At 35.4% G+C, this 17,478-nt stretch carries 7 protein-coding genes; 6 read left to right on the plus strand and 1 reads right to left on the minus strand.

Features of this window, described 5'->3' with window-relative positions; all coding sequences use genetic code 11:
* Positions 1 to 361: 361 nt before the first annotated feature.
* On the plus strand, positions 362 to 1,132 hold the full coding sequence (locus tag Q4P18_RS00005) for a ParA family protein (protein ID WP_303334220.1): 771 nt from the start codon (positions 362 to 364) through the stop codon (positions 1,130 to 1,132).
* 4 nt (positions 1,133 to 1,136) lie between these two features.
* Complete coding sequence (locus Q4P18_RS00010; RefSeq protein WP_303334223.1) at positions 1,137 to 1,877, plus strand: AAA family ATPase; 741 nt, start codon at positions 1,137 to 1,139, stop codon at positions 1,875 to 1,877.
* Here Q4P18_RS00010 and Q4P18_RS00015 read toward each other — a convergent pair.
* Positions 1,874 to 2,989, minus strand: a complete 1,116-nt coding sequence (locus Q4P18_RS00015) for a radical SAM protein (protein WP_303334224.1) — start codon at positions 2,987 to 2,989, stop codon at positions 1,874 to 1,876. The two genes, Q4P18_RS00010 and Q4P18_RS00015, sit on opposite strands and share 4 nt — an antisense overlap.
* A gap of 181 nt (positions 2,990 to 3,170) precedes the next feature.
* Between Q4P18_RS00015 and Q4P18_RS00020 the strand changes: the two genes are divergently transcribed.
* The 4 genes from Q4P18_RS00020 to hisD all read left to right on the plus strand — a co-directional run bounded on the left by Q4P18_RS00020 (position 3,171) and on the right by hisD (position 17,452).
* Positions 3,171 to 3,866: a thymidylate synthase gene (locus tag Q4P18_RS00020; protein WP_368660176.1), complete on the plus strand. Its 696-nt coding sequence runs from the start codon at positions 3,171 to 3,173 to the stop codon at positions 3,864 to 3,866.
* 290 nt (positions 3,867 to 4,156) lie between these two features.
* Positions 4,157 to 14,260: a right-handed parallel beta-helix repeat-containing protein gene (locus Q4P18_RS00025; RefSeq protein WP_303334228.1), complete on the plus strand. Its 10,104-nt coding sequence runs from the start codon at positions 4,157 to 4,159 to the stop codon at positions 14,258 to 14,260.
* A 258-nt stretch (positions 14,261 to 14,518) separates the two neighbouring features.
* Positions 14,519 to 16,168, plus strand: a complete 1,650-nt coding sequence (ilvD, locus tag Q4P18_RS00030) for a dihydroxy-acid dehydratase (RefSeq protein ID WP_303334230.1) — start codon at positions 14,519 to 14,521, stop codon at positions 16,166 to 16,168.
* Positions 16,169 to 16,177: 9 nt separating this feature from the next.
* Positions 16,178 to 17,452, plus strand: a complete 1,275-nt coding sequence (gene hisD, locus Q4P18_RS00035) for a histidinol dehydrogenase (RefSeq protein WP_303334232.1) — start codon at positions 16,178 to 16,180, stop codon at positions 17,450 to 17,452.
* The last annotated feature ends 26 nt before the right edge of the window (positions 17,453 to 17,478 follow it).

Genomic DNA, 17,478 nt, shown 5'->3' on the forward strand with positions numbered 1-17,478 from the left:
ATTTATTAGTTATTTATTATAACTTATAACTTATTATTTATTACTTTTAACTTAAAAATTAAATCTTATCTCATTTAACTTAAAACTTAAATATTAAAAGTTAGAAATTTTAACTTATAGAGTTTAAGTTAAAACTTAAATATTAAAAGTTAGAAATTTTAACTTATATGATTTAACTTAGATGTTATAGTTTAGAAGTTATTTGTTTTAACTGAAAATTTAGAAATTTTAAATTATTTGTGCTAAGTGAAAAGTTATTTGTTTTAACTGAAAAGTTAGAAATTTTAACTTAATTCTTTTAATTGATAATTTATTTCTTTTAACTTAGAAGTTTTAACTTAAAATTAAAGGAGATTAATAAATGGGTGAAGTAATAGCTGTAATGAATCAAAAAGGAGGATGTGGAAAGACAACTACTGTCGTCAACACTGCAACTTCCCTAGCCGTAATGGGCAAATCCGTATTGATTGTTGATATGGATCCTCAGGCTAATGCAACAACTAGTTTCGGATTAATTAAAACCGAATTGGAAAATACGATTTATGATGCTCTTATAGGTAACATAAACGTTAAAAAAGCTACTATTCCAACATTTATTAAGAATTTGTTTATCATTCCAAGTAACGTTTCATTAAGTGGAGCTGGCGTTGAGTTAAGCAACGAGGAAAACTACCACATTAAACTAAAAGATACCTTGGCTGATGTCGTTCCTTTATTTGATTATATCTTTATTGACTTGCCTCCTTCTTTAGGTGTTTTAACCGTCAATGCATTGGTTGCCTCTGACAGTGTTTTGATTCCTATTCAGGCAGAATACTATGCTCTTGAAGGGGTAGCTGATTTAATCAATACAATTAACTTGGTAGAAACCAGACTCAGAAGCCCTACACCTATTAAGGGAATTCTTTTGACCCTGTATGACAAAAGAACAAGATTAAGTAGGGATGTTCATAGGGAACTTAAAAATTATTTCTCTGACAACAATCTGTTATTTAAGACTATAATTCCAAGAAATATTAAGTTGGCCGAAGCTCCTAGTCATGGAAAACCTTGTTTGATTCATGATCCTGAGAGTACTGGTACTAAAGCTTATTTAAGCTTAGCTAGAGAGATTATAAAAAAGGATGAGTGAGAGTATGGCTAAAAAGAAGCAATCTGGATTAGGAAAAGGGCTTGATTCATTAATTCCAGATTTTTATAATGAAGATTTTGACAGTAACAACTCATTGTCTTTAGAGGATATGCTTAAGCAAGACGACGATGCATTGAATTCCATTGAAAAGGATGTTCTTGAAGCTCCTCAGGATGAATCTGTCGTTGAAGATGATGTTGAAAAAGTTGAGGAAATTCAAGAAGATGAAATACAAGATAATGAAGATGACTCTATTGTAGAAGAGGATACATCAGATATTGAAGAGGAAATTTCTACTGAAGATGATGCTGAAGAGGAAGATGCACTGTCAGAAACTGAAAATTCCGATGAAGATTCTTCAGTTGAAGAGGAAACAGTAGAAGAAGACGATGTTATAGAGAATACTCCTGATGATGAGGAAAATGTTGAAGAAGTAGTTGCTGTAGATGCTCCTGAGGATGTTCCTGCAGAGGATGAAATTTCTGAAGAGGAATCAGAATCTATTGAAGAAGTTGAAGAAGAAATTCAATTAACAGAAAGGGAATTAAACAATATTGCGGAAGTCAAGGAAATCGTGGAGAAAAATCCAAGGATTACCTTATGGTCTTCACAATCTGCAGCTGTTTTTAGATATCTTCGTAAAACAGAACCTGAATTCAGTATTAGTAAAGAGGCTTCCATCTTGATAGAGGAGGCTGTCAGTAAAAAATATCCTGAGATTTGGAAACTATTTGATGAAGATTAAAAATTGTCAAGCCCAGACTGATATTCTCCTTTAATCTTTATGTAAGGTTCAGCCCTATTTACAGCCACTCCAAGTCTTTTTAAATCTTCTTTACTTGTGAACGGTTGTTTTTTCCTTATATTAACTATTTTTCGTGCAGATTTAGTGCCGATTCCTGGAACTCTTATTAGTTCATTAAACGGTGACTTGTTTATTTCTACAGGGAATATGTCCATGTTTTTTGCAGCCAATATTTTTGGATCTTCTTTTAAATTCAATTTATCATCCTCATCGAATATAAGTTCTTTAACATTATACTTGTAATCTTTAAGAAGACTGTCTGCATTGTATAGTCTATTGGTTCTGCCAACTTCACATGGGTCTTTATCTTTAAAGTCAGTTTCTTCTACAGGAGAAAATGGTGAGAAATAAGTGCCCTTTAAATTTGATTTTTTATAGATTTTACTCATTCTAGTGAGGATTTCCTTGTCAGTTTCACTATTTGCCCCCACTATTAGTTGAGTAGTATGTGTAGAACGAGGATAGGTTCCTTTATGTTTTTCAAGAGAATTTATCCAACCTAGACGTTTTAGTATATCCTTATTGTAATCTTTTGTAGAGGATAATTCTGCAAGACCGCTTGGTGTTGCAGCTTCAATATTTATACTAACCCTATTAGCTAATCCCATAGCCCTTTTTATTGAATCTTTTGAAGCACCTGGAACAATTTTTAGATGGACATAATCATCATATCCATATTTTTTTCTTAGAATCCTAACGGTCTCTATTGTTTTTTCCATTGTGACATCTTCGTCTTTATCGATTCCTGAGCTTAGAAATAGTCCGTTTACTAGTCCTCTATTGTAGTAATCTAGGAAAACTTTGGCTAGTAATTCAGGTTCAAGTTCAAGTCTTGTAAAGTTTCTTTTTGATTGATTTATACAATATTTACAGTCATTCTTACATTTATTTGTAAGTAATGTTTTAAAAAGTGGAACATCACATCCATTGGCGCCTGTTGCATGATATATTCCAGGTAAGTTCTTTTGTGAGCTTTTTTGATGATTTACATAATCACATAAATCATATTGGGCTGAATCTGTAAGAACTTTCATTTTTTCTAAAACTGACATATTATTTATTTTATAAATTTTAGTTAAATAATCTTTTCAATGGGACCCCATTTGATTATAAATAGTATAAGTTATAACTTATAATCTCATTTTATAGACGATCAAGAGTTGATTTTCAGTATAACTTATAACTTATAAGTTAAGTTATTTATATATAATAATAGGAACTAATATATTACTAATGTTAACTATTAATCAATGCTATTTAGATTTTGTTAAAAAAATCCTTAATGAAGGAAAGGAAACATATAAGGATAGCGATCATCATTTAAAGGAAAATTTAGGTAACTATTATTTTATTGAAGATCCTTTAAATTTGAAATTTAAAGCCAAGTATCAGAACATGACTTCTGATATGATGCTTGACATGATTAAATCTGGAAAGTTTGACATGGAAGGATGTCCAATAAAAAGTGATGCTCTTTTTGAATATGTGAAATCTTTTGATGATGATTCAGATCAAGGATTTGTATATAGTTATCCTAACAGAATTTTAGCACATTTTGATGTTAATCAGTTTGATGTAATGAAAGATAGAATTTTAAATTCTACCGGAAGTAATCGTGCAGTTGCTGTAACTTATGACCCTGCACTTGATTGTAATCGTGAAGATATTCCTTGTCTACAGATACTTCAAGCAGTTGTACGTGATGGTGAATTGACCATTCATTGCTTCTTTAGATCAAATGACATATATGGCGCATTTTACTCTAACATGTTTTTTATAGCTTATATTGGTATAAAACTTAAAGATGAAGTAAATAAGGAATTAATTTCTGAAAAGCTAAACTTTGGTGGCGTTCATTATTATTCATCATCTGGTCATATATACAATACTGATTTAAGAAGTGCTAAAAAATTAATCTCAAAACACTAATTTTTATTTATTTTTTTTATTTTTCCAAATGCTGATATTTTTTCTCTTTTGACAATTTTCTTTTTTTACATTATATTTTTGTAGATTGTTATTCATTTTTGTATATATATTGTATAATTTTATCCATTATTTGTTAATTTTTTTCTAATAATTTTCATATTTTAAAGTAAATTTTTGAATATTGTTTAAAATTAATTAGATATATTTATTAATCCCAACATGCCATATATATTATAGAATTATTATTAAAATTGTTTTAATTAATTCATATGATTTCGTGGTGATAAATTTTGTTAAAAAAATCTTGGCTATTTTTAACAATATTGATTATATTGCTAACAATTGTCCCGGTTTTTGCTGATGATCCTGGTGTGGAAGGAAATTCGGTAGAAATAGAGGCCGATACAATTAGTGATATTAATGGATATTTTAACAATGGTTCAATTTCAAGTAGTGATACTGTATATTTAGGTAACAAGTCCTACTCTAACGATGGAACTACCATCGCTATTGAAAACCTGAATAATATAGTAATAAATGGAGGAACGATTAGTGACCCCGATTCTTATTCAACTTTTACAGTAAACAATGGGAATCTACTAACTTTTACAAATGGGGCGAATATAACCTTCTTAAACATTCATTTTAAGGGAATGGCAGGTCAAACGGAGAATAATCCTTACATGACTCTAAATTCTGAGGATGGTTATATTAAATTTATAAACTGTACATTTGATGATATTCAAAGTGATACATCCAATAATGTATTGGAATTAACAGCTAAGGATTTGTTAATCTCAGGCACTAATTTTACCAACATCAAGGCAGGTCTTGAGTATGGTCCGAAAAATATTATCAATGGTAATGTACAATCTGTAAACATTTCTAATTCTAATTTTAAAGATATCTTTGGAGCAAAAGCATTTACAGGAACTACTTCAAGAGTAATATTTTCTGGAAATAATTTCACTAAGGTAAATGGTGCTAATGGAAAATCTTTTATTGATATGAGCTCTAATGCTGAAGAATTTATTTTTATAAATAATTATTTGGATAATGTCCAGTCTTCTATTGTAAGTGGTTCTGCAAATTCTTATAATATTTCTAATAATAATTTTACTAAGGTAAATGGTAAAGGAAAAACTGTAATTGATTTTGGTACTGTATCTGGAGAGTTTGTATTTACAAACAATTATTTGGATGATGTACAATCTGAACTATGGAGTACAATTTATAGTATTATCAATGGTACTGCAAGTTCATACAATATTTCAAATAATATATTCAATAATACTAATGGTCCATTAGATTTCAGTAAAGGTACAAGTGATAATTTCATTATCTCTGGAAATAATTTCACTAAGATAAATGCTAAAGGAAAACCAGTTATTGATTTTGGTACTGTATCTGGAGAGTTTGTATTTACAAACAATTATTTGGATGATGTACAATCTGAACAATATAGCACAATATCCGATATTCTCAAAGGTACTGCAAGTTCATACAATATATCAGATAATGTATTCAATAATACTAAAGGTCCATTAAACTTTGCTGATGGTACAACCGACAGCTTTGTAATCTCTGGAAACAATTTTACTAACATTGACAGTAGTGGAAATACAAAGTTGCCTATAATTAACTTTGGCACTGTTACTGGTGACTTCTTATTCACTGGAAATAACCTTGAAAATGTCTCTGTTAAATATGGTATGAATCCAACTGATATCATAACAGGTTCTGCTAAATCCTACAATATATCTGATAACGTTTTCAATAATGTAAACGGATCAATAGATTTCAGTGCAGGTACTGGCAGTGAAAATTTCATAATGTCTGGAAACAATTTCACCAAAGTTAACAATAACCAATTCATCAACTTCGGTACTGTTACAGGTGAGTTTGTATTTACAGGCAATAGTCTTGAAAATGTATCTAGTATAAATAATAACAATCCGAACGCATTGATTACTGGTTCTGCTACTTCATACAATATATCCGACAATAGCTTTACAAACATATCCGGATATATTGATTTCAGTGGTAGTACAAGTGATAAATTCATATTGTCCAACAATAATTTTACAAACATTTATACTCCTTATAATGATTTCATCAACATCGGAACTGTAAATGGGGAGTTCTTATCTAAAAACAATAATTTCACAGAAATCAAAACTCATTTGAGCAATGAATACAACAACATCATTACCGGAACTGCAAATGATATTGTCATTGACAATTCAAGCTTCCAAAAAATTGATGGTTCTGTATTCAAATTTGATTCTGGTTCTAACTTGAAAATTATAAACAGCACATTTTCACAAATTTTATTCAACGATCCTATTGTTCATTTTGACATAACTGGTGACTTTGTATGTGTTAACAATACATTCTCAAACATGACAAGTACCAATGTTGTTCTTGACGGTACTGCTAATACTTATGTTCTTAAAGGATGTAACTTCAAATTCTTTAATGCAGGTATTGTTAATTTTGGTGATGGAGAAAAATGTGAAATAAGTAATATTAATATCGATAAGGTTAATTTGGATTCTAATTTGATTACTACAAATTCAAAAAACACAAACATTCATAACTGTAGTTTTTCAGATATTGATCTTCACGATCAATTTGTAGTTATCAAAACAAATGGACAAAACTCCAATATTACCAATGTTACTTTTACCAAATGTGGAAATGGTGAAGCAATCGAAGTCAATGGTGATAACACTATTGTATCTGATATAGAGTTCATCGGATTCTATTCATCAACTGACGGTAGTGGTTTAATCATTAAAAGTTCACACAACTTGATTGAAAACTGTACTTTCATCAACTGTACATCCAATATTAATGGTGGATCTTTAGTTGTCAAAGGCGGAGAATATAATGTAATCAATAATTGTACTTTCATTAACAGTACTACTACCGGTAGTGGAGGTGCAATAGATGTTCAAGGTAACAATAACATTATTAACAATTCCTACTTTGAAGGTAATGTAGCAACCAAAGCAATCATCAGCGAACAGCAAGATGGTGGAGGAGCTATTTACTTCAATGAGAATTATAGAAATTTAACAGTTGCAAACTCCTACTTTAAGGACAATATTGGATACAACTCTGGTGGTGCTATAAGATTGGCTGGTTCAGATTCAACTATTGAAAACTGTACTTTCCTTGGAAATTATGTGGAAACTGGAGGTAACGATGTTCCTTATGGTGGGGGAGCTATTTGGGCTGCTAAAAATTTGATTGTAATTAAAAATTCTACATTCATTAATAACAGCGCTCCTTATGGTGGAGCTTTAAGAGGCGCTGCAAACATAACTGATTCCAAATTTATTGGAAATAATGCTACTGACGGTAATGGTGGTGGAATTGACATGACCATTTATGACGTTCAAACCAATCCTCCGTTAGTGTCAGTGAGAGATACACTATTTTATAACAATACCGCTTGGGGAGGGTATCACAAGGATGATAGATCCCAAGGTGGTGGATTGCATACATACTGGCTTTCAGGTATTATAATTGAAAACTGTACTTTCATGAATAACACCGCTGCAAGAGGTGGAGGACTTGATTTATACCTTGTAAACGAGTCCTACATTAACAACAACGTATTCTACAACAACTCTGCTATTATCGGTGGAGGTATCGCTCTTGTAGGAGACAACGCAATTCTTCATGACAATGAAATTAAAGACAATTTAGCTGTCAGAGGTGCTGGTGCTCAGATTATTGGTAACAACTCTGAAATTTATGACTGTAATATCACAAACAATATTGCAAACTCAGGAGGAGGTTTATGGATTTCAGGAAACGGAACACTTATTAAGGATTCCCTAATAGAATGGAATGAGGCACTTATGGGTGGAGCAATCTACAAGTTCGGTAACACTTTAAACATGACCAATGTAACTGTTCACCATAACACTGCTTTGTTGGATGTTTCATCAAACATCACAGATTTACTTGCATTGCCAATTTTCGTACAATATAACTTTAAGTTTGTTCAAGATGGATTTGACTTGAATCTTACCTATGATGGTAGTCAAGGAAGGGGAGTCATAGATTATGATGTTGGTTTAGGTGGAGGACTATATACCTTAGGTAGTATCTCCGGTCAAAGTATTATCGATGATTGTCTATTCTACCACAATACTGCTCGTAACGGTTCTGCTATATATGCGGTTCCTTATAGCATGTTGGTAAATAACACATACTTCTATTCCAATTCCGCATGGTCTTACGCTTTACCAATAAACTTCGACAGTGCAACAATCAACGTTGGAGAAAAGCTTAAAGGAAACGTTACACTTATTGGTGGAGATAACTTAATCAATGCAATATACAATGCAAATTCTCCAAGTGCATTCCAATTGCGTAATGTTACCTATGAATACTATGATGGAGATAAAGTCGTAAACAGAACTACAAAAGTATTGGCTACTCCAGTTGACGGATATGAAAATAGTGAGGGTGGATCAGTAGTATACCAAGACGACCGTGAAAACAATCAGATTATAAACATTACCATTAAAAACAAAGAGGATAATCAAGTTGTATATCAGACATCAGGCCGTACCGACATTGCAGGTAACGTATACTTTGAAACACCGGAATTGCCGGTAGGAGAGTATACAATAGAGGCAGTCCACAAAAACGGAATTCCGTACCATCCAAACAGGGATTACTATTACACTGACATTGATAACGAAACCAACTTTGCAGTCATTGACGAAAGGGAAGAGGAAGTTGATGTTGGAGTAACTAAAGAAGCAAACGCAGATAGTGTATACTTAGGCCAAGAAGTGACTTGGACAATTACAGTAAAAAATCATGGTACAATAACTGCTGAAAATGTTGTACTTAATGATGTCTTGCCTGCAGGATTGGAATTTGTTTCTGCAGATCAAGAAGGATATGATTCTGCAAACGGTGTTTGGACAATAGGTAATTTAGATGCTGGCGAAAGTAAAACTCTAACAATTGTATCAAGAACCACTGCAAAAGGTTCAATTAAAAACACAGCTACTGTAACTACAGATTCCGTTGATGTTAATCCAGACAACGATGAAGATGATGATACTGTAGAAGTGGTTTCTGTTGACGTTGGGGTGACAAAGGAAGCTGATGTTGAAGTTGCTAATCCTGGAGACACTGTAACATGGACTGTTACAGTTACTAACAATGGTGATGGACTTGCTAAAGACGTAAATGTGACTGATACATTACCTGCTGGTTTAGCATATGTAAGTGCTACAGCTAGCGAAGGTACTTATGATTCTTTAAAAGGTGTTTGGACAATCGGTGACTTGACTGCTGGCCAAACCGTAACTTTAACCATTGTTTCAAGAGTTACCGAAACCGAGGAAGCTACAATAACCAACATTGCAAAGGTTACTACTTCATCTCCTGATACTGATCCTAACAACGATGAGGATAGCGACGATGTTGAAGTTGAGCCTGTCTGTGATGTGTCTATCGAAAAGGTAGCTGATCCAAAAACCGCTGTATTTGAAGATTCAGTAACATGGACTCTTACTGTTAAAAACAACGGTCCTTCCGTTGCTAAAAACGTAAAAGTAACTGATGTATTGCCAGCTAATTTGGATGCAACTTCAATTGTTCCAAGCAGAGGAACTTATAATGCAGATACTGGTATCTGGACAATTGGCGATTTGAATGTAAATGAAGAAGTTACCTTAACTATCGTAACAAAAATCACTGTTGACGCTAATGTAAATATTGTAAATACCGCGAAGGTAACTACAACCACCAAAGACAGCAATCCTGACAATGATGAGGATAGCGATGATGTGGATGTAACTGAAATTCCTTTACCTAAGGTTGATTTGGTTTTAACAAAAGAGGCTAATGAGACTAGTGTTGGTCCTAATGCTCCTGTAACCTGGACTATTATAGTTAAAAACGATGGTCCTGAGGATGCGGCCGATGTTGTTGTTAAGGATGTCTTGCCTGCTGGCTTAGGATATGTCAGTGCTACTGCTAGCCAAGGTACTTATGATGCAGCTACTGGTGTATGGACTATTGGTAGTTTGGCTAATGGTGCAACTGTAACCTTGACTATTGACACTATTGTTAACGTTAATACTGCACAGACTATTAAAAATGAAGCTGAAGTCAATACTTCCTCAAACGATACTGATCCTACTAACAACAAGGATGATGAGGATGTTGAAGTTGTTCCTGTCTGTGATGTAGCTGTTGAAAAGGTTGTTAGCCAAACTATAGCTAATCCTGACGATACTGTAACATGGACAATCACAGTTACAAACAACGGACCATCTGCCGCTGAAAACGTATTGGTTAAAGATGAAATACCTGCTAACTTGGATGCTAATTCCATTGTGGCAAGCAAAGGTACTTACGATTCCTTGAAAAATCTTTGGACAATCGGCGATTTGGCTGTAAATGAAAAGGTTACCTTAACTATTGTAACCAAAATTACTGCAACTGAGGCTATGGATATTACCAATGTTGCTAAAGCGAACACAACTACCAAGGATTCAAATCCTGACAATGATGAGGACAATGACACAGTTAAAGTTACATTAGTTCCAAAACCTGAAGTTGATTTGGTTTTAACAAAAGAGGCTAATGAGACTAGTGTTGGTCCTAATGCTCCTGTCTCATGGACCATTACAGTTACTAACAACGGTCCTGAGGATGCGACTGATGTTGTTGTTAAGGATGTCTTGCCTGCTGGCTTAGGATATGTTGACGCTACTGCTACCAAAGGTACTTATAATAAAGATACTGGTATTTGGACTATTGGTGATTTGGCTAATGGTGCAACTGTAACCTTGACTATTAATACTATTGTTAACGTTAATACTGCACAGACCATTGTAAATGAGGCTGAGGTCACTACCTCTTCAGATGATACCAATCCTGACAACAACAATGATGATGACGATGTCGAAGTTATTCCTGTCTGTGATGTTGTTGTTGTAAAAGAAGTTAACCAGACTGTTGCAGGCACTAACCAAGAAGTTACCTGGACTATTACTGTCACAAACAAAGGTCCATCCATAGCAAAAGACGTTGTTCTTAAGGATGTCTTGCCTTCTGGCTTGGAATTCGTTTCAGCAGATCAAACAGGTTATGCTGCAGATACCGGTGTCTGGAACATCGGAGATTTAGATGTTGATGCTACCGTAACTTTAACTATTGTAAGCAAAGTCACTGCACTTACCGGTGTAAACATTACAAACGTTGCAGAAGCTACCACAACAACTGAAGATTCAAACACTACAAACAACAAGGACAACGATACAGTAGAAGTGGATACTGTCTGTGATGTAGGTGTTGAAAAAACAGCTGATAAGACTGTTGCCAATCCGGAAGATACTGTAACATGGACTATCACAGTTACTAACAATGGTCCTTCTGTTGCTAAAGATGTAAAAGTTGAAGATGCTTTACCTGAAGGTTTAGAATACACTTTATCTACCACTACCGTAGGCAATTATGCTGACGGCATCTGGACTATTGGAGATTTAAATCCTGGTCAAAGTGTTACCTTAACTATTGTAAACAAAGTAACCGCTCTTAACAATGTAAACATTACAAATGTCGCTAAGGTAAACACCACTACCAAGGATACCAATCCTGAAAACGATAAGGACAACGATACAGTTGAAGTCATTCCGCTTTGTGATGTTGAAGTCGTAAAGGTCGTTAACCAGACCATTGTAAAACCGGGCGAATCTGTAACCTGGACAATTACAGTTAAAAACAACGGACCTCAAACAGCTAAAGATGTTGTTGTAGACGATCTCTTGCCTGCTGGATTGGAATTCGTTTCAGCTAATACTGCTACAGGAACTTATGCAAACGGCATTTGGACAATCGGTGATGTGGATGTCGATGGAACTGTAACCTTGACTCTCGTAACCAAAGTTACCGAAACTAAAGCTGCTAACTTGACAAATGTTGCAGAAGCTACCACAACTACCGAGGATACCAATCCTGACAACAACAAGGACAATGACACAGTTGAAGTCATTCCTGTATGTGATGTGGCTGTTGTTAAAGTTGCTAACGAAACCAAGGTAGGTCCTGATTCAAATGTTGAATGGACCATAACAGTTACCAACCACGGTCCTTCTGCTGCTGAGAATGTAAACGTAACTGATCTCTTACCTGAAGGTGTGGAATTCGTTTCAGCTAATGCTGGAGTCGGAGCTTATGCTGACGGTGTTTGGACAATTGGTGATTTGGAAGCTGGTAAATCCGTAAGCTTAACTCTTGTAACCAAGGTCACTGCAACTACTGGTAACATTACAAATGTCGCTAAGGTAAACACCACCACTGAGGATAACAATCCGGACAATGATGAGGACAATGAAACAATCGATGTGGTTCCGGTTACTGATGTGGCTGTCACTGTCACTGTCAATCAGACTGTTGTTCATCCTGAAGATGTCATTTCATGGAATGTTACCGCTACAAACAACGGACCTTCATTAGCTGAGAATGTAAACGTGACTGATCTTTTACCTGAAGGCTTGGAAGTTGTTGATGTAATTGTTCCTGATGGAACTAGCTATGACCGCGACACTAATGTTTGGACCATTGGTGACTTGTCTGTTGGAGAAGAATTGAAATTGGTAATTGTAACTAAGGTCAAGGAAGATGCAACCGGTAATTTGACTGTAGAAGGAACAATCGAAACATCTACCGTTGACACCAATCCAAACAACAATTATGATAATGACACAACCGAAGTTATCCGTGAAGTTCCAGTTTGTGATTTGGAAGTTGTAAAAGAAGTCAACCAAACTACCGTTAACCCTGGCGATACAATTGAATGGACTTTAACAGTTACTAACAACGGTCCTTCTGCTGCTGAAGATGTATGTGTGACTGACGTATTGCCTGCTGGTCTTGAATTTGTTGATGCTGCCGCTTCTGTTGGCAACTTCGAGAACAATGTTTGGATCATAGGCGATTTGGAAGCTGACCATACTGTAACCTTGACCATCATAACCAAGGTCACTGAAACTGCAGCGGTTAACATTACAAATGTCGCTAAGGTAAACACCACTACTGAGGATAACAAGCCGGACAATGATGAGGACAACGATACTGTTGAAGTTGTTCCTGTCTGTGACGTTGAAGTTGTAAAAGTGGCTAATCAGACTGTTGTAAATGCTGGCGAGTCCGTAACATGGACTGTAACCGTTACCAATAACGGTCCTTCTACCGCTGAAAATGTGAAAGTGACTGACGTATTGCCTTCTGGCTTAGAATCCATTTCAGCTAATGCTGATGTTGGTGCTTATGCTGGCGGTGTTTGGACTGTTGGTGATTTGGAAGCTGGCCAAACTGCAACATTAACTATCGTAACCAAAGTCACTTCTACTGCAGATACTCATATGAATATAACTAACGTGGCTCAAGGAAACACTACTACCAAGGATACAAATCCTGACAACGACAAGGACAATGAAACAATCGAAGTTGTTCCGGTTACCGATGTAGGAGTTACTGTTAAAGTCAACCAGACTGTTGTTCATCCTGAAGATGTCATTTCATGGAATGTTACAGCTACAAACAACGGACCTTCATTGGCTAAGGATGTAAACGTAACTGACCTTTTACCTGAAGGCTTAGAGTTTGTCGATGTAATTGTTCCTGATGGAACCAGCTATAATCCTGACACTAACGTCTGGACCATCGGTGACTTGCCTGTTGGAGAAGAATTGACATTAGTCATTGTAACTAAGGTCAAGGAAAATGCAACTGGTGACTTAACAGTGGAAGCTACTGTTGGTACCTCTTCAGTTGACACTAACCCAAACAACGATTATGATAAGGATACTACCAAGGTAATCGGTAATTCTACTGATTTGATCGTATTCAAAATAGCTAACAAGGACAAATACGCTATTGGAGATACTGCAAAATGGACTATTGTCATTCATAATACTGGCGATGTGGATGCATTAAATGTAAAAGCAAATGACCTCTTGCCTGAAGGCGTTCTTTATTTAAGCTCTAGTGCAACTCAAGGTATCTACGATCTTGAAACTGGTGTTTGGAATGTTGGAACCTTGGCTGCAGGTAACTATGTGATTATTGACATCTACACCAAAGTTGTCTCTGCAGGTAATTTAACCAACTCTGTAAACGTTACAACCGATACACCTGAAACAGATTATGAAAACAACTATGCAACCTTCACAATATCTGTTGAAGAGGAACTGGTTCCTGCACCTGAAAACGAAACAAACAATGAAACCCACGTAATCGAAAACGAGATCGTAAAACCAGCAATGTTAAACACTGGAAATCCTATCATGGCATTATTAGTATTGTTAATGTTGCCATTAGTGGGATACATTCGCAGAAAAGAATAATATTTCTTTTCTTCTTTTTTTATTTTTAATAAAGAAATAAATTTTAACTTATTTTACTTAACTTCTATTAATTTAATCAATGCTTCTTTTCATTATCTAGGGGTTTATTCTTAAACTTCAATATGTTCTCTGCTGAGTATAGATGGAGCAATCAAAACAAATAGGATATTTCATAAAAACCCATTTTCATCCAATGCCATTATTAATAAAATTTATACACTATGCAATAGATAAATTAATAATAGTATAGGTGATTTAATGAAAAGTGATAATATTAAAAAAGGAATTCAAAGAGCACCACACAGGTCTTTGTTAAGGGCTTGTGGTCTTAAAGATAAAGATTTTGAAAAACCTTTTATTGGAATTGCTAACAGTTTTACAGATATTGTTCCAGGACACATTCACCTTAGAGAATTGGTAGAATTTGTAAAGGAAGGAATAATAGCTGCTGGAGGTATTCCTTTTGAATTTGATACAATGGCAGTTTGTGATGGTATTGCCATGAATCATGAAGGAATGAAGTATTCCCTTCCTTCAAGAGAAATTATTGCAGCAACTGTTGAAAGTATGGCAAAAGGACATAGTTTTGACGGTTTGGTACTGATTCCAAGTTGTGATAAGGTAGTTCCAGGAATGATTATGGGAGCTACCAGGGTAAATGTTCCTACAATCGTTGTTACTGGAGGACCAATGATTGCTGGACGCTACAATGACAAAAACGTTGATTTAATTAGTGTTTATGAAGCTGTTGGAGAACATTCTGCAGGAAAAATGACAGCTGAAGAGGTTGAAGAACTTGAAAGATGCGCATGTCCTGGAGCTGGAAGCTGCTCTGGTTTGTTTACAGCTAATACAATGGCTTGCGTTACAGAAACTTTAGGTTTGTCATTGCCGATGTGTGCAACTACTCATGCAGAGGACAAGGCAAACCAGGAAGTGGCTTATGAATCAGGTAAGCGCATAGTGGAATTGGTAAAAGAGGACATCAAGCCATCTGATATTTTAACCCAGGAAGCCTTCAACAACGCTATTGCTGTCGACATGGCATTAGGTGGTTCAAGTAACACTGCACTTCACATTCCAGCTTTAGCAAGTGAAGTTGGTGGATTGGAAGTGGATTTGGACTTATTTGATAAAATAAGCCGTGAAGTGCCACATATTGCATTAATTTCACCTGCTGGTCAAGACACAATGATGGATTTACATGAGGCTGGAGGTATTCCTGCAGTTCTAAAAACATTAGGGGATAAAATTGACACAGATCAAATAACCGTAACCGGAAAGACCATAGCTGAGAATATTGAAGATGTTGAAGTTAAAAACGAAAATGTAATCCATCCGCTAGACAATCCTGTTCATGAAGATGGTGGAATCGCTATTTTGAAAGGAAACATTGCTCCTAATGGTTCAGTTGTTAAAAAAGGTGCAGTTGCCGATGATTTGATGCATCTTAAAGGACCTGCAAAAGTATATACAAGTGAAGAGGATGTTACAGCAGCAATATTCAACCATGAAATTGATGAAGGGGACATTATTGTAATTATCTACGAAGGCCCTAAAGGAGGCCCAGGTATGAGGGAGATGCTCAACCCAACATCTGCTATTGCAGGAATGAATATTAAAAATGTGGGTCTTATTACTGACGGTAGATTCTCAGGTGGAACTAGAGGTCCTTGTATAGGTCATATTTCTCCAGAAGCTATGGCTGGCGGCCCTATTGGAGCAATTAGGGATGGAGACATAATTGAAATTGATATCAATAACCGTTCAATCAACGTTGACTTGACTGATGAGGAAATCGCATCCAGATTGGCTGAAATGGAATATCCTGAAAAAGATGTTGATGGTTGGCTTTCCATTTATCAAAAACTTGTTTCCTCAGCAGATAAAGGAGCTATCTTAAGGTAAGTGTTTGCTATGAAACTTTTAAGATTTAATGACATTGATGTTGATGAAGTTATTAAAAGATCAGAACAGAATGTAAACGAAGTTCTAGACATTGTAGCTGATATAATAAGCAATGTTCGTTCAAACAAGGATGAAGCTTTAAAGGAATACACTGAAAAATTCGATGGTGTTAAATTAGATGATTTGAAAGTATCTGAAGCCGAAATCAAAGAAGCTTATGAAAAAATTGACGATGATTTATTGAAATCACTCAAATTGGCTTTAAAAAATATTGAAGACTTCCATAAGAAGGAAATTCCTGAAGAATGGGAAATGGAAGTTATTGATGGAGTTAAGGCAGGACAAATCGTAAGGCCTATCAACAGTGTCGGATGCTACATCCCAGGAGGAAGGGCAGCCTATCCTTCAACAATTCTAATGACAGTAGTTCCTGCAAAAATTGCAGGTGTGGAAAAGATTGTATGCTGTTCACCTCCACAGAAAGATGGCAAAATAGGCGACGCTATTCTTGTAGCTGCTGATTTGGCAGGTGCGGACGAAATATATAAGGTTGGCGGAGCTCAGGCTATCGCTGCAATGGCATATGGAACAGAATCTGTCCCTAAGGTTGAAAAAATTGTTGGGCCAGGTAATATATTTGTAACTGCTGCCAAAAAATTGGTATTCGGCGATGTAGATATTGAATTCCCTGCTGGACCTTCTGAAGTTCTGATTTTGGCTGACAGCACTGCAGAACCAGAATTCATTGCATGTGACGTTTTAGCACAGGCAGAGCACGACCCTAATGCATCCTGTTTTGTTGTAACAGACAGTAAGGAAATAGCTTTCAATACTCTTGAAGAGGTCAATAAAAAGGCTCCTGAAGCGGTTCGCCGTGAAATCATTGAGGAATCCCTTGAGAAAAGCGGTGTCATAATTCTCACAGACAATTTTGAAGAAGCTATTGGCATCACTAACAAGTATGCTCCTGAACACTTAGTTATAATGACTGAAGACGATGAGGAAACATTATCCAAAATCAAAAATGCAGGCTCTATCTTCTTGGGAAAATATTCACCAGTGGCCTGTGGTGACTACGGATCTGGAACCAACCATGTTCTTCCTACAGGCGGAGGAGCTAAAATGTATTCTGGCCTTTCTACAGAATCTTTCATTAAAAAACCTACAGTTCAAACTATCACTCGTGAAGGCCTTGAGAATTTATATTCCACATGTGTTCCAATCGCTGAGTATGAAGGATTCTTTGCTCATGCCGATTCAATCAAAACAAGATTAAACAAATAAAATTTTACAGTTGAAATATACCTTTG

The sequence above is a fragment of the Methanobrevibacter sp. genome, from assembly GCF_030539665.1.
Taxonomy (GTDB): Archaea; Methanobacteriota; Methanobacteria; order Methanobacteriales; family Methanobacteriaceae; genus Methanocatella.